Below are 21,166 nucleotides of genomic sequence, written 5' to 3' on the forward strand. Positions count from 1 at the left end.
TGGCAGCTTTATTTTGCCTCAAGCGGCGGAATAAAGCTCGTATCAATAAAGTCATCCGGGTTGGCATCTTTCGATACATAGCCCCGGTCCTGATACCACTTGACCTGCTTTTTAACGTCATTCACATCAAGTTTGGCATCCTGGGTAATAAACATCGCGCCATTGCGAATTTTCGGAAATGCTTTTTCTTCCGGGTCTTCAGCATAAACATATTTATGAACGATTTTCAGGATTTCATCGGTGGTGTCGGATTTTACCAGTTTGCCATTACCATCGGTTGCCAGCAGGGCAGCGCGATAATCGGCAACGCCTTTTTGGTAAGCGGCCACAAAATGCGCCACCACGTCCCGCCGTTCTTCAACATTGCGCGAAGATGTAAACAACCCGCCAACCTGATAAGGCACATAATCATTCACCCAGCCAATGATATGGGCTGCACCGGCATTGGCCAGCGGCTTGGCAATGTGGGGCACAATGATCATGCTATCGACCTGCCCGGTTTTAAGCGCGCCAATCATGTTTGGCACCGCCTGAAGCGGCTTTAATTCCATGCTGGCAAGGTCAAACCCGGCTTTTTCGGCGACATTGCCAATCATGTAATGAAAGCTCGACCCTACCTGGCTAAGGGCAAAGCTGTGCCCTGCAAGCTGTTCAACCTTGGTCAAACCGGCGTCATAGGCCTTGTTTGATACCAGAATGGCCGACCCGTCATATCCCGGTTCTTCATGCAATTGCGCACCAATAACCTTAAGCGCGCCTTTGGCAGCCAGGTTAAAAAAGCCCCCGGTAAAAGCGGTAACACCAAAATCGGCATCACCCGATGCAATAGCAACCGAAACCGGCTGTGCGGCGCGGAAAAATGTCAGTTCCGCATCCAGGCCTTCATCGGCGAAATAGCCCTTTTCCTTGGCGATAAACAACGGCGCGCTCGACACAAACGCCAGCGTCGCGATGTTGATTTTTTCCGCTGCATGGGCAATGCCAACAAGGGCGGTCGACAGGGTCGCAACGGTTGCAACCGCCATTGCCCCACGGGCAACACGCCTGATCCGGGATGAGAACATTTCTTCCTCCACTTAACGTTTTTTGATTAATTGGCCACTGGTTTCCGCCAGTCCCCGCCGGAAATAACCCGGGCCAGATAAGACACCAAACTGAATTGCCGAAATGGCACTGGAATTTTGTTATACGAATTAGCCCCGAATTGCCAATGTTTGGCGTATGGTCAGACAAATTTAATGGTTTCCGCCCACCCAAGCGCGATCAGGACCGATGGTTTAATCGTATTTCGATCGTATGACCGGGACAGGCGATATTGCGATCAATTGCCAAACTGGGCCGAAACCGGCATAACCGCGCCAGACTTCCTAAAATGCTGCAAGGTTCCTTCTTAACAAAGGCTTGTTAAATGCCCGCCATACCCACTGCCGACACACACGCCCCGACATCCGCGAAAATCGCCACTGTTATTGGGGCCGGTCCCGCCGGGTTGATGGCGGCCGAACGGCTGGCCGGTGCCGGGCATAACGTCACGATTTACGAAGCGATGCCCAGTGCGGGCCGTAAATTCCTGATGGCAGGCAAATCCGGGCTGAACATTACCCATAACGAAGACATGGAAACGTTTCTGTCGCGCTATGGCGCATCGCGCGCCCGGCTGGAACCGCATTTGCGTAAATTTGGCCCCGCCGAAATTCGGGCATGGTGCGAAGGTTTGGGTATTGAAACCTTTGTCGGCTCCAGCGGCCGTGTATTCCCCAAAGTCATGAAAGCCAGCCCGCTTTTACGCGCCTGGCTGCGCCGATTGGCCGATCTTGGCTGCACCATTCATTACCGCCATCAATGGACGGGCTGGGATGCCAATAATCACGCGGTTTTTTGCACGCCAGATGGCACGGTTACCGCAAAAGCCGACGTCACCATATTAGCCCTTGGCGGCAGCAGCTGGAAAAAGCTGGGCTCCAACGGCGCATGGATGAAAATCCTGACCGATGCCGGTATTACCTGCAATCCGTTCAAACCGGCCAATTGCGGGTTTGATGTGCGCTGGACTGATCATTTAATTGAAAAATGCGCCGGGAACCCGGTAAAAGCCGTGACCCTGACCTGCGAGGATCAAACCGTCCGCGGCGAATTTATTATTGCCAAAACCGGGATCGAAGGCAGCGCCGTTTACGCGGTTTCCGTCAAACTGCGCGATACCTGGCTACAAACCGGCAGCGCCACCGTGACATTGGACCTGACCCCGGACCGCGACCTTGCCGACGTCACCGCCCGCCTTGCCAAACCGCGCGGCAAAAATTCGCTGGGCAACTATTTGCGCAAATCGCTGGGACTGGACGCCACCAAAATCGCCCTGATTTTCGAAATCACCCCACGCGAGGTTTTGAACGACCCGGCCAAATTGGCAAGCACCATAAAGTCACTCCCCATCCCAATCGCCCGCCCTCGCCCGCTTGACGAAGCGATCAGCACCGCAGGCGGTGTGGCGTGGGAAGAACTCGACGACAATTTCCAGCTTATAAAACGCCCCGACACCTATTGCGTTGGCGAAATGGTGGATTGGGAGGCACCGACGGGGGGGTATTTGCTAAGCGGATGTTTAGGAACCAATATCACATCAATTTATGCGAGTTAGACCAAATCAAATTCTCAGAAAACATCATCATTATCTTCATCTTCAAAATCGTCGTCTTCATACAACCCAATTCGATCTTCCAATGCTTCTTTAACATTAGAAAAATCATCATCATCAATTCCGTCAAAAACAGCTGGCTTTGCAGTATCACTATAAAACCCTACGTTCTCATTCACCAAGTCCCCGAACACTGAGTAATCACTTCTATTTTTTTTCTTAATAGAATAGCCAAAACTTCTTTCAGCCTCATAGGAGAGCAACCAATCATTTCCAAGCATCGGCCCATTACCCAACCGATCCAGAATCGCGTTCTTTGGAAACCGACCATTTACTTGAGAGCTATTCGCCAAGTCCAACGCGAGCAAAACCGCTAACGGCCCGCACCTACTAATAATTTTCTCACATAGCTCCTTATGTAAATTTCCACCGATCTCTTTTAACATCCAACAAGCCCAAGAAACCTCAGAGTCATTACCTTGTGGTGCATGATAAGCCACTATAGATTGACATACTGCTTCCCACCTTTTCGCATTAACCTTAAATAGCCGAACACGCCAAGCCACCACTCTTGCCACGTAATCCAAACAATGAGGAAAGTTGACTGCAATCCGAATTAAATATGGCTCAACGACGTCCCAAAAATCATCGACAACACCAAAAAGCCCAAAGTCGTCCAACTTTCTAATTGAAAATTTGACAATAGCGTCATCATCCTGATCATTCGCCATCCGAATAACCTGGTCCAAATAAGTCGTCAAATCTGATCGCGATTTTCGCGTAACACCAACTTCAGAAAAATGTTCCAATTCCCGTCGAATTGTAACTGGCCAGTACGGTTCCAAATCATTCCTAGAATTAAAAATTCGCGTTTTGTTTTCATTAACATCGAGTTCAAATTTTCGAATAGAATCACGGTAGGAGCTCAACAACTTTTCCGCTTCTTCTATGCTCGAAGCCCCTAAGTACACATCATCGACCAACCTAGCACCAACAACTTCTTCTCCAACTTGGCCAATGAACTCCTTATCGATTGCCCCCATTATCAGCTCTGATACAATTCTGGATGTGTCAGGCCCTACCGGAAGACCTATCGTTTGCTGGTCCTGAGCTTGGCGTATAAGATAATCCAGCCTATTCACATAAACTGAACTGGAATTCGAAGACCTATCTTTTTTAGAAATCTCCTTTCCATGGACTGCCCAAGGAATAGAATGAGTATAAATAGAAGGAAAAAATCTGGATATATCAATTTTCACAACATAGCGTGATGCAGACAGTTTCTCACGCCTGAAAGAAATAAACTCAGGAAATGAACTAATTTCTATCGCCCTGCCGTGCCGATCATTAAAACATGGCTTCGAACACGATATGGGGGAAATATTTAAAAATAAATCAAGATCATTTCGATGCTTCAAAAAATACTTAGAAGCATCAATGAAAAACAGAGGATTTGGTATGGAAAAAATCCTGCGCTGACCGCCACGCTTCGTTTCACTGAAGCGAGATAACGAAAGTGGCTTTTTCATAAAAATCTGATCTTTTTCGAACAGTCCAAGCTTTTGACTTGCTGAGAAAAAATTTTTAACTTTAAAAACTGGAGGAAGATTTTCTGGATAAAATCCCCTCTCCATCAAACCTTGCTGGAATTCTTGATCACTTCCCAACGCAATACTCATAGCGAACAGCTCTTGAATTACAAAAAACAACAACTTAATTCATACACAAAAAAACATTAAATCAACATATAAAATTATATTTTTATGAGAATTTACAATAAAAAAGGGGCAAGCGATGCCTGCCCCTTTGAAATAGCCTATCCAGCAAATTCTGGTTATACTTCTTCCATCGGAATACCGTGGATATAGCCAACGCCACCGGCAAAGCGGTCGCGGTAGTTGGCATCAATCAGCGGTTCAAGGCTTTCTTTAACCTTGTCATGCAGGCCTTTTTCCCAGTCACCGGGGTGCTGGAAATTGCTGAGGATGTAGGCAAAGCCGTTCATGTCATCAACAGCATGCAAACCGGTTGATTCCGCACCGGCCGGGCACGAAAGGATACGGTCCAGCTTTTTGGTGTCGACGTTATAGGCCCACAGGAAGTTATTAACGTGGTTGCCGCTGTCTTCGCCGACAAACAGGGTACGCATTTTTTCGGAAAACTTGATGTTGTCCGGGTTGGCAATGCGGTCAATATCGGCCGTATTGCCGATTTCATCCGGAGTTGCAAGATCGTGACCGACCAGTTCCGGCACGGCAGCCATGTGAACCGGGACCCAATCGCTGTCAATCGCGTTGCCTTCGCTATCGGTCTGACCACCTGTCATTGGCCATGCGTAAACCGCACCGGCTTTGATCTGATCAACCTTGATGCCGCTTTTGCCGTCGCTCATGGATTTATAGATATAGGACATGGCGGAATAGCCAATTTTGTCCCTGGCGTTAACGGTGGTGCCTTCCATTTTGGTGAAGGCAAGCGTGCCGCCAACCAGCGGAGCATAACGGTGCGTTTCAAGGTAAGCAGCGGCCTTTTCCATGCCCGGTTTGATGCGAACCCACTGTTGTTTGCCGCTAAACTGGATGGCGGTAAAACTGTCGTCTTTCGGGTCTTCAAGGGCAACGTCGATGATGTCAGCTGCGGTCAGCTTGTCGGCCAGGGCCTTGATTTCGTCGCTAGTGGCGTGGCCCAGCAATATCCATTTCAGATCGAACTTGCCGCCTTTATCAAGATCAACACCTTCGCGCTGGTTTACCTGGGCAACGTAAAGTTTGCCCGATGACAGGTCGGTTGGCTTGTCGGCGATGAACATGAACAGGCCACCATTGGTGGCGTCATCGCCCATCAGGGTCGTGCGCTGGTCGGGCATAACTTGAACCAGTTCGTGCGAAATACGGCCAAGGCAGAAATGCTTTTTAATCTCGCCAGTACCATCGGCATTTACCACCACTTCGGGCAGGTGCCCGTAATGATACGGATTGGCTTTTGTCGGGTCGCCATAAAGGCTTTTGCTATAGGTCTGAAATTCTTCCGACGCGGCGGCTTTGGTCGCATCCGGCTCGTATTCTTCGCTCGACAAATGGGTGTTCCACGGCGACAGGCTGGCGGCACAGGTAATCCACAGGCCATGCACGCTGCTGGTGTTAACCGGGTGATACTGAACCAGGCTAAGTTCGCCACTTTTCGGGTCCTGATCAAAGGTCAGAACGGCAATCGGCGATGGCAGTTTGCCATACATGTCGGTGCCATCAAACGCACGCGAAGTATATTCAAACTGAACCACGGCAAACACGGTATTGCCTTTAACACCCGGTACTTTGGCGCCATCAAGTTTGATCAGGCTATAGCCATCGGGGCAATCGGAAAAGAACTGGCGTTTGTCGGGCGCGCTTTCGTCAATGATCGGTTTGTTGTTGATGTCGCGATAGCCCCCGGCAACAACCTTGCCACCCTTGCCGTCCGATACTTCGTCACCGGTGATGAAAAGCGGCTTGTATGCCAGTTTGAAATTTTGGGTGGCACCATTTTCATAGGTGGCAATCAGGCCGGAATTAACGGTGGTGGTGGCACGTTCAGCATCGCTTGTCGGTGCTTTCATGCCAACAAATTCAATTGATTTAACCCGGTTTTTACTGGTGGCCGCAAAGGCGGACGAGCCACCAATCATGGTTAAGGCCGATGTTTCAAGCAATGGCAGGAACGGTGCGCCCGCGAGAATACCAAGCAACGAACGGCGGGAAATGCCGGTTGGGCTATTCATGACTATGATCCTTGATAACGAAGGTAATGTTGTAAAGAGAGGCCAGAAGAATGGAACCACCCGGGAAGCCCCTGAACAGGAACAGGCAGTTCAGGAACCTTAGCGATGATCTGTGACGGTTTGATAAAACTTTGATGTCATTCCAAATAACAATCGGTCCGACACTGGCGGGCACCCCGTTTTCCGGGATAAAGAGCCACTTAGTCGCCCTTGAAAACCACGGCAATATTGCGGTTTACGGGCCATACCTTGCAATAAGGCGGTCCCTGTGCGTTACTGATGCCCTCATAATAAAATCAAAACCCACATCAGCGAGGTGAAAAATGGTAGATGCCAGCGATGGCAACACCAGCCATAATTCTGTTTCCGATACCGCATCCGACCTGGTCAATATGACCCATGCCAGCCCCGATGCCCTGGCCGCCTATTACGATAAATGGGCGACGTCCTATGAAAAGGATTTGCTGGCGATGGGGTATCGCGCCCCGGCCGAGGCCGCAAAATTAATAAGACAACACGGAATAGCCACCAACAACCCGATCCTGGATGCCGGATGTGGCACCGGCCTGACCGGGCTGGAATTATCGAACCAGGGATATTCCCATATTACCGGTATTGATATTTCGCCTGAGTCTTTAAAACAGGCAAAAACAAAGGGGTGTTACCAAACCCTGAAAATCCAGAACATGAACCAGCAACTCGATTTTGCCAATGACAGCTTTGCCGCTGCCCAATGTATTGGCGCGCTGACCTATGTTGATAATATCGAAGGATTAATGCGCGAGTTTTCGCGCCTTGTGCAGGCGGGTGGCATCATTGTTTTTAGCCATCGCGTGGACCTATATGATGGCAAATTTGCCAACACGTTGCAGGCATTAGACGACGATGGCACATGGTCACTAATAGATCATTCACCACCCCGGCCCTATATCCCCGATCATGCTGATTTCGGCGATGAAAAAACCATCCATTACGATATTTACCGGGTGCATTAACCGCCAGATTGCGGGGCGAGCGGCAAATAACCGCCGCCCTGCACGCGTGATCAAAAGCAGGTGATTGGGCACGGTGCGGCCAGAATGCGGCCCTTTCAACCACAAACACGTCCCCACTGCATCTCCATCAGCCGACATCTGGTTTGGCGAATTTTTAACCCGCCTCGCAAACCACGAAACCCAGACATTTCATGGTGCATTAGGGTGTTTTTGAAATTGCGCCGATCATGGTGGCAACGGCCTCGCGCGCCAAAACATTGGCAGAACGTGAAGATACCATATCCAACCTGCCAACTGCCGCCAGTGCCACCCCGCCATGAACGGCAACAAACAGTTCCTCCGCGCGGGCACAGGCATCTGTCGCCGGCGCGATTTGTGCCAGAGGTTTCGCAATTCGTGCCAATAGCCCGTGAATGGTTTCCATGTACCAGTCCGGGAATTTTTCGGTTACGCGTGGCCCTTCAAACAAGCCCTGCCAAACACCGTGTCGGCTTAGCATAAACTCTACATACCCCTCGGCCAGCGCATACAACCAGGGTTCAGGTTCATCATTGGGCAAGGCTTCGATCATTTGGGTTAATTCGTTGAATGTATCGCGGTTAACCTCCAGCAACACAGCACGTAAATCGCCAAATTGCCCGTAGATCGTGCCACTGGTAACCCCGACTGCCTTTGACAGCGCCCGCGCGGTTAACGCCGCAGGCCCACCTTCTTGCAACAGGGTGCGTGCGGCACGGATCACCTCGACGCGCAGTTCCGCATAGTCATATCGCCTGGGTCGCGCCATTCAACCCTCCTGAAAATAGTTTCTGAACGTCGTTTAAAAACAGTGTTGACAATATTTTTTCTTCTGTCAACGTTATTAAACAGTGTTCACAAACGGATTTTGGTTATGTTTCCAACCTCGGTGACAATTTATGGCACGGGTAACTACCTGCCAGAACAGTGCATGAGTGCGAACGCCGTTGATCGTTTGCTGGGATGGTCCGAAGGCCAGTCTTTGGCGCGGTTTGGCATTGCGAACCGCCATGTCGCCAGTCAGCATGAAACGACATCTTTCATGGCAGCCAAAGCCGCAAAACGTGCGCTGGACATGGCCCAATGCCAGGCCAAAGACATTGATCTTATCCTGGGGGCTTGCGGGGTTATGGAACAGCCCATTCCGTCCACTGCCGTGCTGGTGCAAGACAGGTTGGGTCTTGGCAAATCCGGCATTCCTGCCTTTGATGTCAATGCAACCTGCCTTAGTTTTCTTCAGGCACTTGATCTTGCCGGAATGTGGATTGAAGCTGGCCGGGCGCGCCGCGTGCTGGTTTTTTCATCCGACATTGCATCCTCCGGGCTGGACTGGACACAGCCGGAAGGTGCGGCAATTTTTGGCGATGGTGCGGCGGCTGTCATTGTTGGGCCTGGCGACGGGGCCATATTGGCACACGGGTTTGAAACCTATGGCGCAGGCAAAGAGGCCTGTGTACTTGCCGCCGGGGGAACACGGGTTAATCCAACCCGCGGCATTGCGTGCGGAGACGATAAATTTCACATGGATGGCGGAAAAGCCTTTCGTATAACGTCGCGCTATTTACCAAAATTTTTATCTACCCTGTTGGCCCGCGCAGGCATCGAACAGGAAAAACTTGATTGCATCATCCCGCATCAGGCAAGTGCGCACGCCTTGCAACACGCCATCCGCGCGCTGGGTTTTCGCAGCGATCAGGTGGTCAATATCTTTGCACAAACCGGCAACCAGATCGCCAGTTCCATCCCCACCGCCCTTGATCATGCCGTTCGCGCCGGTACATTGTGCCGCGGCCAAACGGCATTGTTGATCGGCACATCAGCCGGCATTTCACTGGGCGGAACAGTGGTGAGGTTTTAATGAAGGCACTTGTTACAGGTGCAAGTGGCTGCCTGGGCCGCGCCCTTGTTTGCGACCTTCTGGCCCATGGCTGGGAGGTGCGCACCACAGCGCGCAACCGGGTTGACCTGCCCGGTTTCATTGCCGCAGATTTAATACATGATGATCTGACACCGTTGGTAAAGGGCGTTGATGCCGTCTTTCATTGTGCTGCGTTAAGTGCAGGATGGGGCAGCCCGCAGGACTTTGCGGCCACCAATGTTACCGCCACCGAACGCCTGTTACAGGCGGCACGAAATGCAGGTACGGGCCGATTTATCTTTGCCTCGACCCCCAGCCTGTATGCGAACGGTATGGATCGTTTCAATCTGGCGGAAGATGCTGCCTTGCCGTCACGGGCATTATCGCCCTATGCCGAAACCAAACGCCGGGCTGAAAATATCGTGCTTGCCAACAATGACGAAAACATGCGCTGCACAGCCATTCGCCCCCGGGCCATTTATGGTCGCCATGACCGCACATTAATGCCGCGCCTGCAAAACGTTATGCAACGCGGTTTTGTGCCGATGATTGCGGGCGGAAACGCCCAAATAGACCTGACCCATCGCAGCGACGCGGCACGCGGTATGCGACTTGCGGCCAATGGCCCCGGGGGCCGGGTTTGGAACATTACATCGGGCGAAGTCTTTTCCTTTCGCCACATCACCGACCTTGTGGCCCATCATGGGGGATACCGGGTCCGTCGCATTCTGATACCCTATAAAATGGCCTATCTCCTGGCCGGTTTCGCCGAAAACCGCGCCCTTCGCAAAGGCAGTTCCGAACCGACACTGACACGGCAAGCCGTTGTGTCGCTTGGCCGATCGATGACACTCGATATCAGCGCTGCGCACAAAGACCTTGGCTATCAACCTGCCGTCCGTCTTGCACAAGGATTGGCTGAATGCTTCGAATAACCACATTGCGCGTTGGCAGTTGCCGTGTACCTGCCGCCTCGGCGGGCCTGCCCGATCGCGGCAAAGTTATGTTACCGGCCCTGGCCCATTTTATTGAAACCGACAAAACCACACTCCTTGTCGATTGCGGCTATGGAAATGCGTTTTTCGTCGCAACCGAAAAATTCCCCGGCCGGGCCTATCGTTTGGTCACCCCCGTGGTCCTGCCACCCGAAGAACATCTGACAAAACAGCTTCCGCATTTGCCTGACCGCGTGGTGCTAACCCATATGCATGGCGATCATGTCGCCGGATTAATGGACCTGCCAGATCATATTCCTGTGTCGGCATCGAACGACGCAATTGCGCATTTGCGCGGCCTATCGCAATGGCGAGCCACACTGGCGGCATGCCCCCACTATTTGCGCGACGGCATTTTGAAACGCGCCCCGCAAGCCATTGAAAACCACCCCGCCGTCGCCACCGGTTTGGCGCATTTTCCCTATGGAAACGATTTGACAGGCGCAGGCAATGTCATCGCCATCACCCTTCCGGGGCACGGGGTTGGGCAAATCGGCATCTGGCTGCCCGCTGCCACCACATTTTTAATTGCCGATGCCGCCTATTCTTGCAGTGCTTTACGATCCGGTCGCCTGCCACCGGCCTTTGTGCTGGCGACACTTGGCAACGCAAAAGCCTATCGCAATACCTTTAACCGGTTGCGGGCCTTGATGCAGGCCCGGCCGGATATTTCGTTTATTCCCTCTCATTGTCGGGAATGCGCACCATGAGCCTGAAGGCCTTTCTTAAAACCCGTTATGGCAACGGCTTGCGGTCGCGCGCCGCAATCGAAAACCATCACCAACGCGCCTTTGTCCGTTTTCGCCGCGAGGTTATGCCCCGTTCGCCTTTCTATGCCGATTATGCAAACACAGCATTATCGGCATTGCCACGCATGAACAAACAAAAACTGATGGATCACTTTTCGGCCATCAACACATGCGGAATTGATCGCGAAAAAGCCTTCGATATTGCCATTCAAGCCGAACAAAGCCGGGATTTTTCCCCCATGATAGGGGATGTGTCGGTTGGGCTTTCAACCGGCACATCCGGGCAGCGCGGCCTTTTTTTGGCAACACCCCGGGAACGCAGGCTGTGGGCGGCCATTCTGGCGGGGCGCTTTTGGCCCAACCTTGCCAAACCACAACGCGTTGCCTTTTTCATGCGGGCCGATAATGCGCTATATCGTACCTTGGGCAACCCGTTACTGCGGTTTGAATTTTTCGACTTGCTTGACCCGCTTGAAAAGCACCTTTCTCGCCTCCAGGACCTTTCCCCCACTGTGCTGATTGCCCCGGCAAGTATACTCAAAATTCTTGCAGATGCGCAAAATGCCGGGCAAATCGCGGTATCGCCCCGGCGCATCATTTCTGTCGCCGAAACCCTGTCCCCTGACGACCGCAACATTGCGAATCAGGCCTTTGGCCGCCAGATCGATGAAGTCTATCAAGCAACAGAAGGCGTCCTTGCCTTTACCTGCCCGGCGGGAAACCTGCATTTAAACGAGGCCTGGATGCGGATCGAACGTGACATCATCGACCCGCAAAGCGGTGCATTTTGCCCGATCATTCATGATTTCACCCGTCAAAGCCTGCTGTTGCTGAATTACCGGCTAAACGATGTTCTGATCCCCGACCCGTCGCCATGCCCATGCGGTTCGGCCTGCACCAGAATTGCCCGCATCGAAGGCCGGGAAGACGATGCCTTATGGTGGCACGGCCCAACCGGCCGCAAAATGGTATCGGCCGATGCCATCCGCACCACCATTGCCTGCCTGCCATCCCCGATCACTGATTACCGGGTGATCGAAAAAAACAATCAGCTTACCGTATGGCTGGATGGTGCAGCCCCCACCAGCGAAACGGAACTGCATCATGCGTTTTCATCCCTGGCCACCAGACTGGATGTTACCGTGCCGCCTCTGACTATCCGGCATGGCCTGCCATGCGAAACCGATTTTAAAAGACGCCGAATTCGTATCGAAACCAGCCCTTAATTATATCGGCGGGCGCATAGCAAACGGCTGACAACGGAGTGCTGAAACACACAAAATATTCGCCCCCTTGCGGCGGATCGTCTAATGCTGTCCCATATAAAGCAGAAATCATTTTGGCGCGGCGGCAACACAGCCCCACCACAAGAACAAAAGGACAGTGCAATGGACCATTCCCAGCTTTCAAAATGCATTCTAGCCGGTCAGGGCAAGGTCCCGGCGGATATTGTTATTCGCAATGTTGGCCTGCTGGATGTCATGACCGGGGCGGTCACCATTACCGACATTGCCATTGTCGGCGACCGCATTGTTGGCACCCATGCATCTTACCGGGGCGATGTCGAAATTGATGGCACCGGGCGTTTTGCCGCACCGGGCTTTATCGACACCCATTTGCATATCGAAAGCTCGCTGGTCACCCCCCTGGAATTTGACCGCTGCGTGTTGCCCCACGGTGTCACCACCGTTTTGTGCGACCCGCACGAAATTGCCAATGTGCTGGGCGCGCCGGGTATCAAATATTTCCTTGATAGTGCCGAACGCGCGATTATGGATATTCGCGTAAACCTGTCGTCCTGCGTCCCTGCCACATCATTTGAAACATCGGGCGCGCAGCTTGAAATTGATGATTTATTGCCATTTCGCAACCACCCCAAGGTGGTTGGCCTGGCCGAGGTGATGAATTATCCCGGCGTGCTAAATCTCGATCCCGGCATTATGGCAAAGCTTTTGGCGTTTCAGGACGGGCATATGGATGGCCATGCGCCACTGGTGCGCGGCACGGCCCTTAACGGGTATATGGCGGCAGGTATTCGCACCGATCACGAAGCCACCTCTGCCGACGAAGCCCGCGAAAAACTGGCAAAAGGCATGGCAATCCTGATCCGCGAGGGGTCGGTGTCCAAAGATCTGGAAGCCCTGGCGGAAATTCTCGATGAAAACACGTCAAGTTTCGTCGCCCTGTGTACCGACGACCGTAACCCGCTTGATATTGCCGAGGAAGGCCATCTTGATGCCCTGATTCGCCGCCTGATCGCCAATGGGCGGCCCTTACACCATGTCTATCGGGCAGCATCGCATTCGGCGGCGCGCATTTTCGGCCTTAAGGATCGTGGTTTGATCGGTCCGGGTTGGCGGGCCGATATTGTCTTGCTTGATAGCCTGGAAGATTGCACGGTAAGCGACGTTTTCGCCGGTGGCAAACGGGTCACCCCCGAATTATTCGCCACCCGCGAGCTTGTCCCCGCCGTAGGGCTTACGTCAATGAAAGCAAAGCCGGTAACGGGCGATGCCTTTATCTGCACACCCAAACCAGGGCAAAACCAGACCCCGGTAATTGGCGTTAAACCCGGCCTGATCCTGACCTTCCGCGAAGAAGCCACGCTGGAAGTTTCGCAAAACGGCCTGATGCCGGACCTGGAACGCGATGTCATCAAGGTTGCTGTCATTGAACGCCACGGCAAAAACGGCAATATCGGCCGCAGCTTCGTCACCGGTTTTGGGTTGAAAAAAGGGGCTATCGCCTCGTCTGTCGGCCATGATAGCCACAATATCACCGTGGTTGGCGCCGATGACGACGACATGGCGCTGGCGGTAAACCGCCTGATCGAAATGGGCGGCGGTTTTGCCGTGGCCGAAGATGGCAAAATCACCGCCGAACTGGCCCTGCCCGTCGCCGGATTAATGAGCGAAAAGCCCTTTGAAACCATCGCAACCGATCTCGAACATTTGCGCAATGCTGCCAAATCGCTTGATTGCGTATTGCCCGAACCGTTCCTTCAGGTCGCGTTTTTGGCCCTGCCTGTAATCCCTCATCTAAAAATGACGGACCGGGGCCTGTTTGATGTCGATAAATTCGATTTCGTCAATTAACCCTTCGCCTCCAATACAACCCCAAGCTCAACAAACTCACAAATTCCCTTTCGCCACCCCGGATCTAAAATGCCGGGGTGGCTGCGTTTTGCATGTTTAAACCGCAAAACCATTCGATAACCGATTGGCATTACACAATACTTGCGAAAAATTACAGTTAAGAATTATTATCATTGACATTATCAACCATTTTTCTTATTAGTTGACTATATCAACAACACTTAACCCCCGTCACTGATCTGCATTTCGCGCCATTCCGACATGTTCATCAGGTTTTCATACCTGAAACAGTCCCAGATATCGTATTGCGTCACCCCGAAAACATAACAGGCAGCACTGATATGTGCGCCGTTTCAGGAATTTCTGCATGCCAAAATCAACGGTCATTCATGAAGATGGATTGCCCCAGCCCCAACGCACCCTGGCCTTTTTAACCATTTCCCTTGCCGTTATGATGGCCGTTCTTGATGGCTCAATCATGAATGTGGCCCTGCCAACCATCGCACATGACCAGCAGGTTAGCCCGGCCCACGCGATCTGGGTCGTTACAGCTTATCAACTTGCTGTGGTGGTCTCCCTGTTGCCTCTGGCTGCCTTGGGCGAAGCCATCGGCTTTCGCAAAATCAACCTTGCCGGGCTGGTTGTCTTTTGCCTGGCTTCCATTCTATGCGCGTACTCCCCTACCATCGAAATTCTGACCTTCGCCCGCCTGCTGCAGGGCCTGGGCGGGGCAGCCCTCATGAGCATTAACGCTGCCCTTGTCCGCCATATCATGCCAATCAATCAACTGGGTAAGGGGATCAGCCGGGTTGCCATGGTCGTTGCCATATCGGCAGCCGCCGGGCCCTCGATTGCATCGGCCATTCTGGCAATTTCAAGCTGGCACTGGCTGTTCCTGATCAATGTGCCATTGTCCATTGCTGCCTTTGGCATGGGCTATTTCACCCTGCCTTACAACAAACTGAACCAGACACGCTTTGACATTGGCAGTGCCATTCTCAATGTCCTTAGCTTCGGCTTTCTGATCTCTGCCCTTGGCAGTATCGGCACCAGCAATAATACCATGTTGATCGCAGGACAGTTCGCCATTGCCATCATCGCCGGTATTTTTCTCGCCCGGCGCCAGCTCTCTCGCTCCAATCCCCTTTTGCCGATAGACCTTTTGAAACGACCGGTCTTTGCAGGCTCGATCATTTCATCGATCTGCGGCTTTAACGCCCAGTTTATCGCCTTTGTGTCGCTGCCTTTCTACTTTCACGATGTCACTGGCTATAGTGCGGTGAAAACCGGCATGTTGCTTACTCCGTGGCCAGTGGCGACCGCCTTGATGGCGCCTTTGGCAGGCAAACTTGCCGATAAATATTCGGCGGCACCATTTACCGCACTTGGCATGACAATTTTTGCCATTGGCCTTGGCGCAACCGTCTGGCTCCCCGGCAATGCGGGCAATTACACCGTCATTATTGCCCTTATGATCTGCGGTGCCGGGTTCTCCCTGTTTCAAACGCCCAATAACCGTATCATGCTCACCAGTGCCCCCCGTGAACGCAGCGGTGCTGCCAGTGGCCTTCTGTCGACCGCCCGCCTTCTTGGGCAATCCAGTGGGGCTGCATTGGCAGCCATCCTGATATCCTACAGCACCGAATTTAACCTGGCCCTTCTGATGTATACCGCTGCCGGCTTTGCCCTGATCTCGGCCTGCATCAGTGCCATTCGTAACCGCGCCTGGCAGGTTGGCATCATTTCGTAACGCCACTGCCCGCACCCGTTGGCGGCATTGACGCCAACGGGACCAATGATTACCTCGCATTTGATAACGGAGCCTTCACATGCCCGAAAGCACGATTGGCGAAACCCTTCATAGCCTGTTGCATGCCTATAAACGGGCATTGCGCCAGGCCTATCATCAGGCAGAAATCCCGCTTGCCATCTCGCATATTCGGACGTTGAAAGGCATTAACGCCATTCCCGACTGTACGGCCCTTGCCCTGTCTTCACGCACTAAACGCGACAAAGGCCAGGTTACCCGACTGATACAGGACCTGCTGGCCGAACAGCTGATTGAAAAACATCCTCACCCCCGGGATAAACGCAGCAACATCCTGCACCTAACCCCGGATGGGCAAAAAATGATCAAACAGATCAAAGAGATCGAAGAAATCGCCGCTTCGCGCATGGCAATCGGCCTCACCCCCGATGAGATCGCCGATTTCAACCGCCTTGCCACAACCATGAGCGCCAATCTTGCGAAATAACCGCAAATCTGGCGCCAACCGCAATCAGAGCTTTAGAAAGGAAATCACGATGCCACAACCAGCCAGACCCGCACCCCGGCAATTTGACGTGATCCGCAAAACCAACATCACCCCGAACATGCTGCGCATTACTTTGGGCGGCAAGGGCATGAATACCTTCCCCGAAGATCAGGCCAGCGCCTATGTCAAACTGATGTTTGATAATCCGGGTCAGGAAAAACCCATGTTGCGCACCTATACCGTGCGTGCCCAGCGGGAAAATGAAATCGATATCGATTTTGTTCTGCACGAAGATGGCGGCCCGGCTTCAAGCTGGGCAATCAATTGCCAACCGGGCGACAAAATCAGCATCGGTGGTCCCGGCCCTAAAAAACTGGTTGATAACACGGCCGACTGGATGCTGATCGTTGGCGATATGACGGCCCTGCCCGCCATATCGGTAAATCTCGAACAACTCCCACAGTCTGCGCGTGGCTATGCCGTAATCGAGGTGCCGAGCGAAGCCGACATCCAGCCGCTCCGCAAACCCGATCATATTACCATCCACTGGGTCATCAACCCGCACCCCGGCACGAACAGCAATGCACTGCACAATGTCGTCTCCGCCCTGGATTGGCCAGAAGGCAAACCCTCGGTCTGGGCTGCGTGTGAATTCACCGGCATGCAAAAACTCCGTCACCACTTCCGCAATGAACGCGATATTGATAAACGCGAAATGTATATTTCCAGCTACTGGAAACTCGGCGCGAATGAAGAAACCCATAAATCGGCAAAGCGGGATGATGCGGCGCAGGAGGAGGCAGCCTAAGTCAGTTTCTTGGACGGGCGCATAAAAATGATAAAAGCAGAGCCGGGTTCGGCTCTGCTTTTATCTGCCAGAAGTTGAGGGACTCAGGTTAAATTAAAGAGGATTTCATCCAGGTCGACCTTGGCAATCAAACTATCCCTGGCTGTCGCAAGCTGTTCCTGATCAAGAAAAGCGGTCGCCTGCAGGGGTAAAAAGTACAACTCCATTAACCCAACGCAACCAAGTGCGACTTTCATATAAGGCGTGAGAAAATCCGGTTGATTGGCGCGATCACCGGCAAAAACACCCCCGGAGGCAACACAGATAAAAACGGGCCGATCGCGCAGCAGACCAACCTTTCCTTCCGACGACGACGAAAACGTACGACCAATTCGAAGAATTTGGTCGATCCACGCTTTAAGAACAGAAGGGACAGTGAAGTTGTTCATCGGAGTGCCGATTACCAAAACCTCGGCTGCCTCCACTTCCCGGATCAATTGCTCAGATAGCTGAAATGCGCTATTTCGCGGCCCTTCAGCCAAGGTAGCAGGAGACGAAAGAGCGATCGCGTATTCGGTCCCTGTATGCGGTATAGGATGTCGGCCCAGATCACGGTAGGTAACATCGATCCCGGCGTTTTTCCCTCGCAGACGCGCGACGACAGCAGAAGAAAGCTGACGACTGTGGGATTCGTCCCTGGGGCTGCAATCTATATGCAGAATATTCATGGAATGTCCTTTTAACGACTTTCGTATTCAACAAACACGCGCTTTAAACTCGTTGCAAACTGCAAAGACAGAATAATTTTCAGCTTTCACATCGGGTATGCGAACGCATCGTCTGGCGGGTATTTTTATAAACAAAGCAAAAAGATCATTGGCGCATTCCGACCGCCAAACGGTTAAATCCGCTCATCAAAGCAATAGCAAAGCAAAGATCGGAAATTTCGACGTCGCTGAAATGTTGCTTGAGAGGGTCAAAAACATCATCCGGGGCGTGCGTCTGATCGACATGGGTTAGCGCTTCCGCCCAGGCCAACGCAGCACATTCACGTTCAGTAAAATGCTCGCTGACGCGCCACCCTGCCAAACTATCGAGTTTGACATCGGCAACACCACTGGCGCGCAACGCTTTGGCATGCATTTCCAGACAAAAAGCACATCCATTGATTTGGGACATTCTCAGCCAAACCAGTTCAATTAACTGTTTTCCAAGACTGCTTTTTTCCAATGCTTTCTTGGTGGCACCAAAGCCCTGATAAGCTTCGGGAGAGAGTGTCCAGTAAGATAAACGAAGAGTTGTCATGGAAGGGCTCCTGTAAGGTAAGACGAAAAATTAATCAGATTGACGGCAGGCGCCATCTATAACGGCTGGCTGAAATGCATTCCTTTCGCCAGCAAACCCTGGCGAAAATAGAAACGCTGTCCCAACGCATTTCCCAAAGCCGTATCGAGAACGAAGTGTGCACAGTTTTGCTGTCGCGCTTCTTCGCGCAGCGCATCTATCAATTTGCCCCCAATACCGTGGCAACGGGCGTCGGACGTCGTGATCAAATCATCAACATAAAGGAAACGCCCATACAGCAGGTTCTCCTGAATGCGATAACCGGCCAACCCCTTGACCTGTTCTTCCTGCCAACCCGCCAACAGAGAATATCCCTGCGCAGCCTGACGACGCACTTGCGCCGCAAATACCGCTGCATCGGTCAAATGCGGGCGCAATTCACGCATAATGTTAAAGCAAGCCTGATAGTCCCGATCAGTGGTGACAGGGCTTAATCGAAAAATGCTCATGACGATTTCCTTGTGTTACAGCCACCAATATAAGAAGGTCATGGCCTATGACACAGGGCCAAGAATTGACTAAATCAATGGGACATGATTGATGAATTTGCAGCACTTGATGCCAAATCGGGAAAAAGACGTACCGATCTACCTGCAGCTATATCGTCGCTACCGGGAGGCTATTGCCTTAGGAAAGCTTTCCCCCGGAGATCGGGTCCCTTCCGTGCGCAGCCTCGCAAGTGAACTAAACCTGGCACGTGGAACAGTTGAAGCGGCCTATCAAATGCTGGTAAGCGAAGGCTATTTTGTAACGCGTGGCGCCGCAGGAACAATAGTTTCTTCCGAGCTGGTGAAACTTGTTGAACAAAATAACCCTGTACATATGTTTGCCTCGCCAGCCTCCCCCCGGCCTCAAATACAGTCTGCAACCTGTAAACCCCTGCCGTTTCAACTTGGCTTACCGGCATTGGATGCTTTTCCACGAAAGGCCTGGGCGCGTTTAGCCGGGCGTAACGTCCGGACTCTGGAAACAGTCGCGATGACCTGTCCGGATCCGGCGGGATACGAACCTCTCAGACGCTCGATTGCCACTTACCTCGGTATTTCACGCGGTATCAGCTGTTCTCATGAACAGGTATTTGTTACGGCAGGTTACAGGGGCGCGTTAGAGCTGGTACGTCACACGTTGCTGCAAGTGGGACAAACAGGGTGGTATGAAGATCCTGGATATATTCTTGCCCGGCAGTTCCTGGAACACGCGGGAATGCGTTTAATACCAATACCCGTAGATGAAGAAGGTATAGATGTACGCGCCGGCCAGCAACGCGGTGCCGATGCCAGCTTTGTTATAGTAACCCCAACCCACCAAAGCCCGATGGGCGTAGCCTTGTCATTGCCACGGCGGCTCGAATTACTGGAATGGGCAAAGCGCCGGAATGTATGGGTGATAGAAGATGACTACGATAGTGAATTTCGATATCACGGGCACCCGCTGCCCGCATTGAAAAGCCTCGATCGGGGTGAACGGGTACTCTACACTGGAACCTTCAGTAAGGTACTGTTCCCCGGATTGCGGTTAGCCTATCTGGTTGTGCCTGCCTCGCAAGTTCGCAAATTCAGAGAGACCATAAATCATCTTCCTGGTCCCGGTTCTATTTTGCCTCAGGCTATGGTCGCTGATTTTATGGAACAAGGACACTTTGCCCGCCATCTCCGAAAGATGCGTTCGCTTTATGCAACAAGGCGCGGCTATCTTGTCGATGCGCTAACCCAAACGATGGGGACGCGCCTGAATGTCCAGCCACAAGCAGGCGGCATTCATGTATTGGCGCATCTAAACACCTCGCAATGTGACAAAACACTCGCGGCCACGGCAGAGGCCAACGGCCTTGCTATTCAGGCGTTGTCCAACTGGCAGGTCAAGAAATCATCGCAAAGTGGTTTGTTGATGGGATTTGCCAACTTCACAACGGCTGAAGAAGCTATCGTATCGGCTCAGCGTTTGGAAACGCTGATGTGCCATCAATACGTCTGATTATGTTCTCCCGAGCACTGTTTCGCCGTAAGCGTATAGCCAGAGGACTATCTTGCGGGTGGAAGCAAAAATCGGATGTCGTCTCTCAGGTTCAATTTGGCTGCGGTCTGAATTGACAGCAGCGACAGTGCCGCAGTGCCGCTCCGGCAACGTTTGGCATCCGAACCTGTGTAATTTCGAAAATCAGGTCCGAAATGGAACCGATTGAATTTACAAAAAATGCATTTCAGAAGTAAGCGTACAGCCAGAAGTCAGAGCTACCTCGCAGGAGAGAGTGAATGACCGGATTTTAGGAGCGAGAGGGAATGGTGTTTCCGAACAACCCGGGAAATCGGGATTTAGCCGACATATGCAGTGATAACATTGTCAACGGTCGCCGCACTTGGATGCCGCACTGGGATGTTCGCCGGGTCTGATGCCGGAGGTGATCGGGTAGCAGCGATTTACAGCCTGATTGTTCGCGAAGCAGAGCGAGCGTAGCGAGAACAAACAGCAAAGATGCAGGAGCTTGACCTGCGAAAATATCCCGCTGTCATCCTCGACCGCATTGCAGATCATCCGGTCAATCGGATCGACGAACTCCTGCCCTGGAACATCGACCCCCAAGTTTGAGTGCCTCTCTGAAAGGGTATCGCAGGCCCTGTCAAGGTAGCCGTGAGAAGCCGTTTACTAAACAGATATGAGGTAAACGTCCTCTCACGGCT

At 52.3% G+C, this 21,166-nt stretch carries 18 protein-coding genes and 1 pseudogene; 12 read left to right on the forward strand and 7 right to left on the reverse strand.

The features are described 5' to 3' along the window. Positions 1-8: 8 nt before the first annotated feature. Positions 9-1,064: an ABC transporter substrate-binding protein gene (locus THS27_RS15485; RefSeq protein WP_085592425.1), complete on the reverse strand. Its 1,056-nt coding sequence runs from the start codon at positions 1,062-1,064 to the stop codon at positions 9-11. Between the two features lie 344 nt (positions 1,065-1,408). On the opposite strand from THS27_RS15485, the gene THS27_RS15490 reads away from it, so the two are divergent. Then, entirely contained in the window at positions 1,409-2,638 is a 1,230-nt protein-coding gene (locus tag THS27_RS15490; protein ID WP_085592427.1) for a TIGR03862 family flavoprotein, read from the forward strand. 14 nt (positions 2,639-2,652) lie between these two features. On the opposite strand, the gene THS27_RS15495 is transcribed toward THS27_RS15490, so the two are convergent. Both THS27_RS15495 and THS27_RS15500 read right to left on the reverse strand, forming a co-directional pair. Then, positions 2,653-4,314, reverse strand: coding sequence for an RNA-directed DNA polymerase (locus tag THS27_RS15495; RefSeq protein ID WP_085592429.1), 1,662 nt, complete (start codon positions 4,312-4,314; stop codon positions 2,653-2,655). Between the two features lie 155 nt (positions 4,315-4,469). Beyond that, positions 4,470-6,392 (reverse strand): PhoX family phosphatase, encoded by a 1,923-nt coding sequence (locus THS27_RS15500; RefSeq protein ID WP_085592431.1) that lies wholly within the window; start codon positions 6,390-6,392, stop codon positions 4,470-4,472. Positions 6,393-6,715: 323 nt separating this feature from the next. On the opposite strand from THS27_RS15500, the gene THS27_RS15505 reads away from it, so the two are divergent. After that, complete coding sequence (locus THS27_RS15505) at positions 6,716-7,387, forward strand: class I SAM-dependent methyltransferase (RefSeq protein WP_085592433.1); 672 nt, start codon at positions 6,716-6,718, stop codon at positions 7,385-7,387. 199 nt (positions 7,388-7,586) lie between these two features. Here THS27_RS15505 and THS27_RS15510 read toward each other — a convergent pair whose 3' ends face one another. Further along, entirely contained in the window at positions 7,587-8,174 is a 588-nt protein-coding gene (locus THS27_RS15510; RefSeq protein WP_085592435.1) for a TetR/AcrR family transcriptional regulator, read from the reverse strand. Positions 8,175-8,279: 105 nt separating this feature from the next. On the opposite strand from THS27_RS15510, the gene THS27_RS15515 reads away from it, so the two are divergent. The 8 genes from THS27_RS15515 to THS27_RS15550 all read left to right on the forward strand — a co-directional run bounded on the left by THS27_RS15515 (position 8,280) and on the right by THS27_RS15550 (position 17,165). After that, a complete protein-coding gene (locus THS27_RS15515) occupies positions 8,280-9,263 on the forward strand; it encodes a 3-oxoacyl-[acyl-carrier-protein] synthase III C-terminal domain-containing protein (RefSeq protein ID WP_085592437.1) in 984 nt (327 codons plus the stop codon). After that, positions 9,263-10,198, forward strand: coding sequence for an NAD(P)-dependent oxidoreductase (locus tag THS27_RS15520; protein WP_085592438.1), 936 nt, complete (start codon positions 9,263-9,265; stop codon positions 10,196-10,198). Before THS27_RS15515 ends, THS27_RS15520 begins: the two co-directional genes overlap by 1 nt. Then, positions 10,186-10,968 carry an MBL fold metallo-hydrolase gene (locus THS27_RS15525; protein WP_085592440.1) on the forward strand — a complete coding sequence of 261 codons (783 nt, stop codon included), beginning with the start codon at positions 10,186-10,188 and terminating at the stop codon, positions 10,966-10,968. The genes THS27_RS15520 and THS27_RS15525 overlap by 13 nt, the downstream gene beginning before the upstream one ends. Continuing rightward, positions 10,965-12,233, forward strand: coding sequence for a F390 synthetase-related protein (locus THS27_RS15530; protein WP_085592462.1), 1,269 nt, complete (start codon positions 10,965-10,967; stop codon positions 12,231-12,233). Before THS27_RS15525 ends, THS27_RS15530 begins: the two co-directional genes overlap by 4 nt. A 162-nt stretch (positions 12,234-12,395) precedes the next feature. Continuing rightward, positions 12,396-14,102, forward strand: coding sequence for an adenine deaminase (gene ade / locus THS27_RS15535; RefSeq protein ID WP_085592464.1), 1,707 nt, complete (start codon positions 12,396-12,398; stop codon positions 14,100-14,102). 367 nt (positions 14,103-14,469) lie between these two features. Continuing rightward, positions 14,470-15,852: an MFS transporter gene (locus tag THS27_RS15540; protein ID WP_085592442.1), complete on the forward strand. Its 1,383-nt coding sequence runs from the start codon at positions 14,470-14,472 to the stop codon at positions 15,850-15,852. A 79-nt stretch (positions 15,853-15,931) separates the two neighbouring features. Continuing rightward, positions 15,932-16,357, forward strand: coding sequence for a MarR family winged helix-turn-helix transcriptional regulator (locus tag THS27_RS15545; protein ID WP_085592444.1), 426 nt, complete (start codon positions 15,932-15,934; stop codon positions 16,355-16,357). A gap of 49 nt (positions 16,358-16,406) precedes the next feature. After that, entirely contained in the window at positions 16,407-17,165 is a 759-nt protein-coding gene (locus THS27_RS15550) for a siderophore-interacting protein (protein WP_085592446.1), read from the forward strand. 83 nt (positions 17,166-17,248) lie between these two features. Here the strand turns inward: THS27_RS15550 and THS27_RS15555 are convergent, their stop codons facing one another. The 3 genes from THS27_RS15555 to THS27_RS15565 form a co-directional block, all read right to left on the reverse strand. Next, positions 17,249-17,872 carry an FMN-dependent NADH-azoreductase gene (locus THS27_RS15555; RefSeq protein ID WP_085592448.1) on the reverse strand — a complete coding sequence of 208 codons (624 nt, stop codon included), beginning with the start codon at positions 17,870-17,872 and terminating at the stop codon, positions 17,249-17,251. 145 nt (positions 17,873-18,017) lie between these two features. Then, the gene (locus THS27_RS15560) at positions 18,018-18,449 is read right to left on the reverse strand and encodes a carboxymuconolactone decarboxylase family protein (protein WP_085592450.1); all 432 of its coding nucleotides are present in this window, start codon (positions 18,447-18,449) and stop codon (positions 18,018-18,020) included. Positions 18,450-18,505: 56 nt separating this feature from the next. Beyond that, positions 18,506-18,937 (reverse strand): GNAT family N-acetyltransferase, encoded by a 432-nt coding sequence (locus tag THS27_RS15565; RefSeq protein WP_085592452.1) that lies wholly within the window; start codon positions 18,935-18,937, stop codon positions 18,506-18,508. Positions 18,938-19,028: 91 nt separating this feature from the next. On the opposite strand from THS27_RS15565, the gene THS27_RS15570 reads away from it, so the two are divergent. Both THS27_RS15570 and THS27_RS27420 read left to right on the forward strand, forming a co-directional pair. Then, a complete protein-coding gene (locus tag THS27_RS15570) occupies positions 19,029-20,462 on the forward strand; it encodes a PLP-dependent aminotransferase family protein (protein WP_085592454.1) in 1,434 nt (477 codons plus the stop codon). Positions 20,463-20,840: 378 nt separating this feature from the next. Continuing rightward, positions 20,841-21,074: pseudogene (locus tag THS27_RS27420) on the forward strand (transposase domain-containing protein); the annotation flags it as partial. Between the last annotated feature and the right edge of the window lie 92 nt (positions 21,075-21,166).

The sequence above is a fragment of the Thalassospira sp. MCCC 1A01428 genome (genome assembly GCF_002115825.1).
GTDB lineage: Bacteria > Pseudomonadota > Alphaproteobacteria > Rhodospirillales > Thalassospiraceae > Thalassospira.

Excerpts from the sequence above, each read along its gene's own strand:
- THS27_RS15510 (WP_085592435.1), bottom strand. The coding sequence starts at position 8,174 with ATGGCGCGACCCAGGCGATATGACTATGCGGAACTGCGCGTCGAGGTG.
- THS27_RS15540 (WP_085592442.1), top strand. The coding sequence starts at position 14,470 with ATGCCAAAATCAACGGTCATTCATGAAGATGGATTGCCCCAGCCCCAA.
- THS27_RS15485 (WP_085592425.1), bottom strand. The coding sequence starts at position 1,064 with ATGTTCTCATCCCGGATCAGGCGTGTTGCCCGTGGGGCAATGGCGGTT.
- THS27_RS15525 (WP_085592440.1), top strand. The coding sequence starts at position 10,186 with ATGCTTCGAATAACCACATTGCGCGTTGGCAGTTGCCGTGTACCTGCC.
- THS27_RS15550 (WP_085592446.1), top strand. The coding sequence starts at position 16,407 with ATGCCACAACCAGCCAGACCCGCACCCCGGCAATTTGACGTGATCCGC.
- THS27_RS15490 (WP_085592427.1), top strand. The coding sequence starts at position 1,409 with ATGCCCGCCATACCCACTGCCGACACACACGCCCCGACATCCGCGAAA.
- THS27_RS15560 (WP_085592450.1), bottom strand. The coding sequence starts at position 18,449 with ATGACAACTCTTCGTTTATCTTACTGGACACTCTCTCCCGAAGCTTAT.
- ade (WP_085592464.1), top strand. The coding sequence starts at position 12,396 with ATGGACCATTCCCAGCTTTCAAAATGCATTCTAGCCGGTCAGGGCAAG.
- THS27_RS15520 (WP_085592438.1), top strand. The coding sequence starts at position 9,263 with ATGAAGGCACTTGTTACAGGTGCAAGTGGCTGCCTGGGCCGCGCCCTT.
- THS27_RS15505 (WP_085592433.1), top strand. The coding sequence starts at position 6,716 with ATGGTAGATGCCAGCGATGGCAACACCAGCCATAATTCTGTTTCCGAT.
- THS27_RS15530 (WP_085592462.1), top strand. The coding sequence starts at position 10,965 with ATGAGCCTGAAGGCCTTTCTTAAAACCCGTTATGGCAACGGCTTGCGG.
- THS27_RS15500 (WP_085592431.1), bottom strand. The coding sequence starts at position 6,392 with ATGAATAGCCCAACCGGCATTTCCCGCCGTTCGTTGCTTGGTATTCTC.
- THS27_RS15555 (WP_085592448.1), bottom strand. The coding sequence starts at position 17,872 with ATGAATATTCTGCATATAGATTGCAGCCCCAGGGACGAATCCCACAGT.
- THS27_RS15495 (WP_085592429.1), bottom strand. The coding sequence starts at position 4,314 with ATGAGTATTGCGTTGGGAAGTGATCAAGAATTCCAGCAAGGTTTGATG.
- THS27_RS15545 (WP_085592444.1), top strand. The coding sequence starts at position 15,932 with ATGCCCGAAAGCACGATTGGCGAAACCCTTCATAGCCTGTTGCATGCC.
- THS27_RS15565 (WP_085592452.1), bottom strand. The coding sequence starts at position 18,937 with ATGAGCATTTTTCGATTAAGCCCTGTCACCACTGATCGGGACTATCAG.
- THS27_RS15570 (WP_085592454.1), top strand. The coding sequence starts at position 19,029 with ATGAATTTGCAGCACTTGATGCCAAATCGGGAAAAAGACGTACCGATC.
- THS27_RS15515 (WP_085592437.1), top strand. The coding sequence starts at position 8,280 with ATGTTTCCAACCTCGGTGACAATTTATGGCACGGGTAACTACCTGCCA.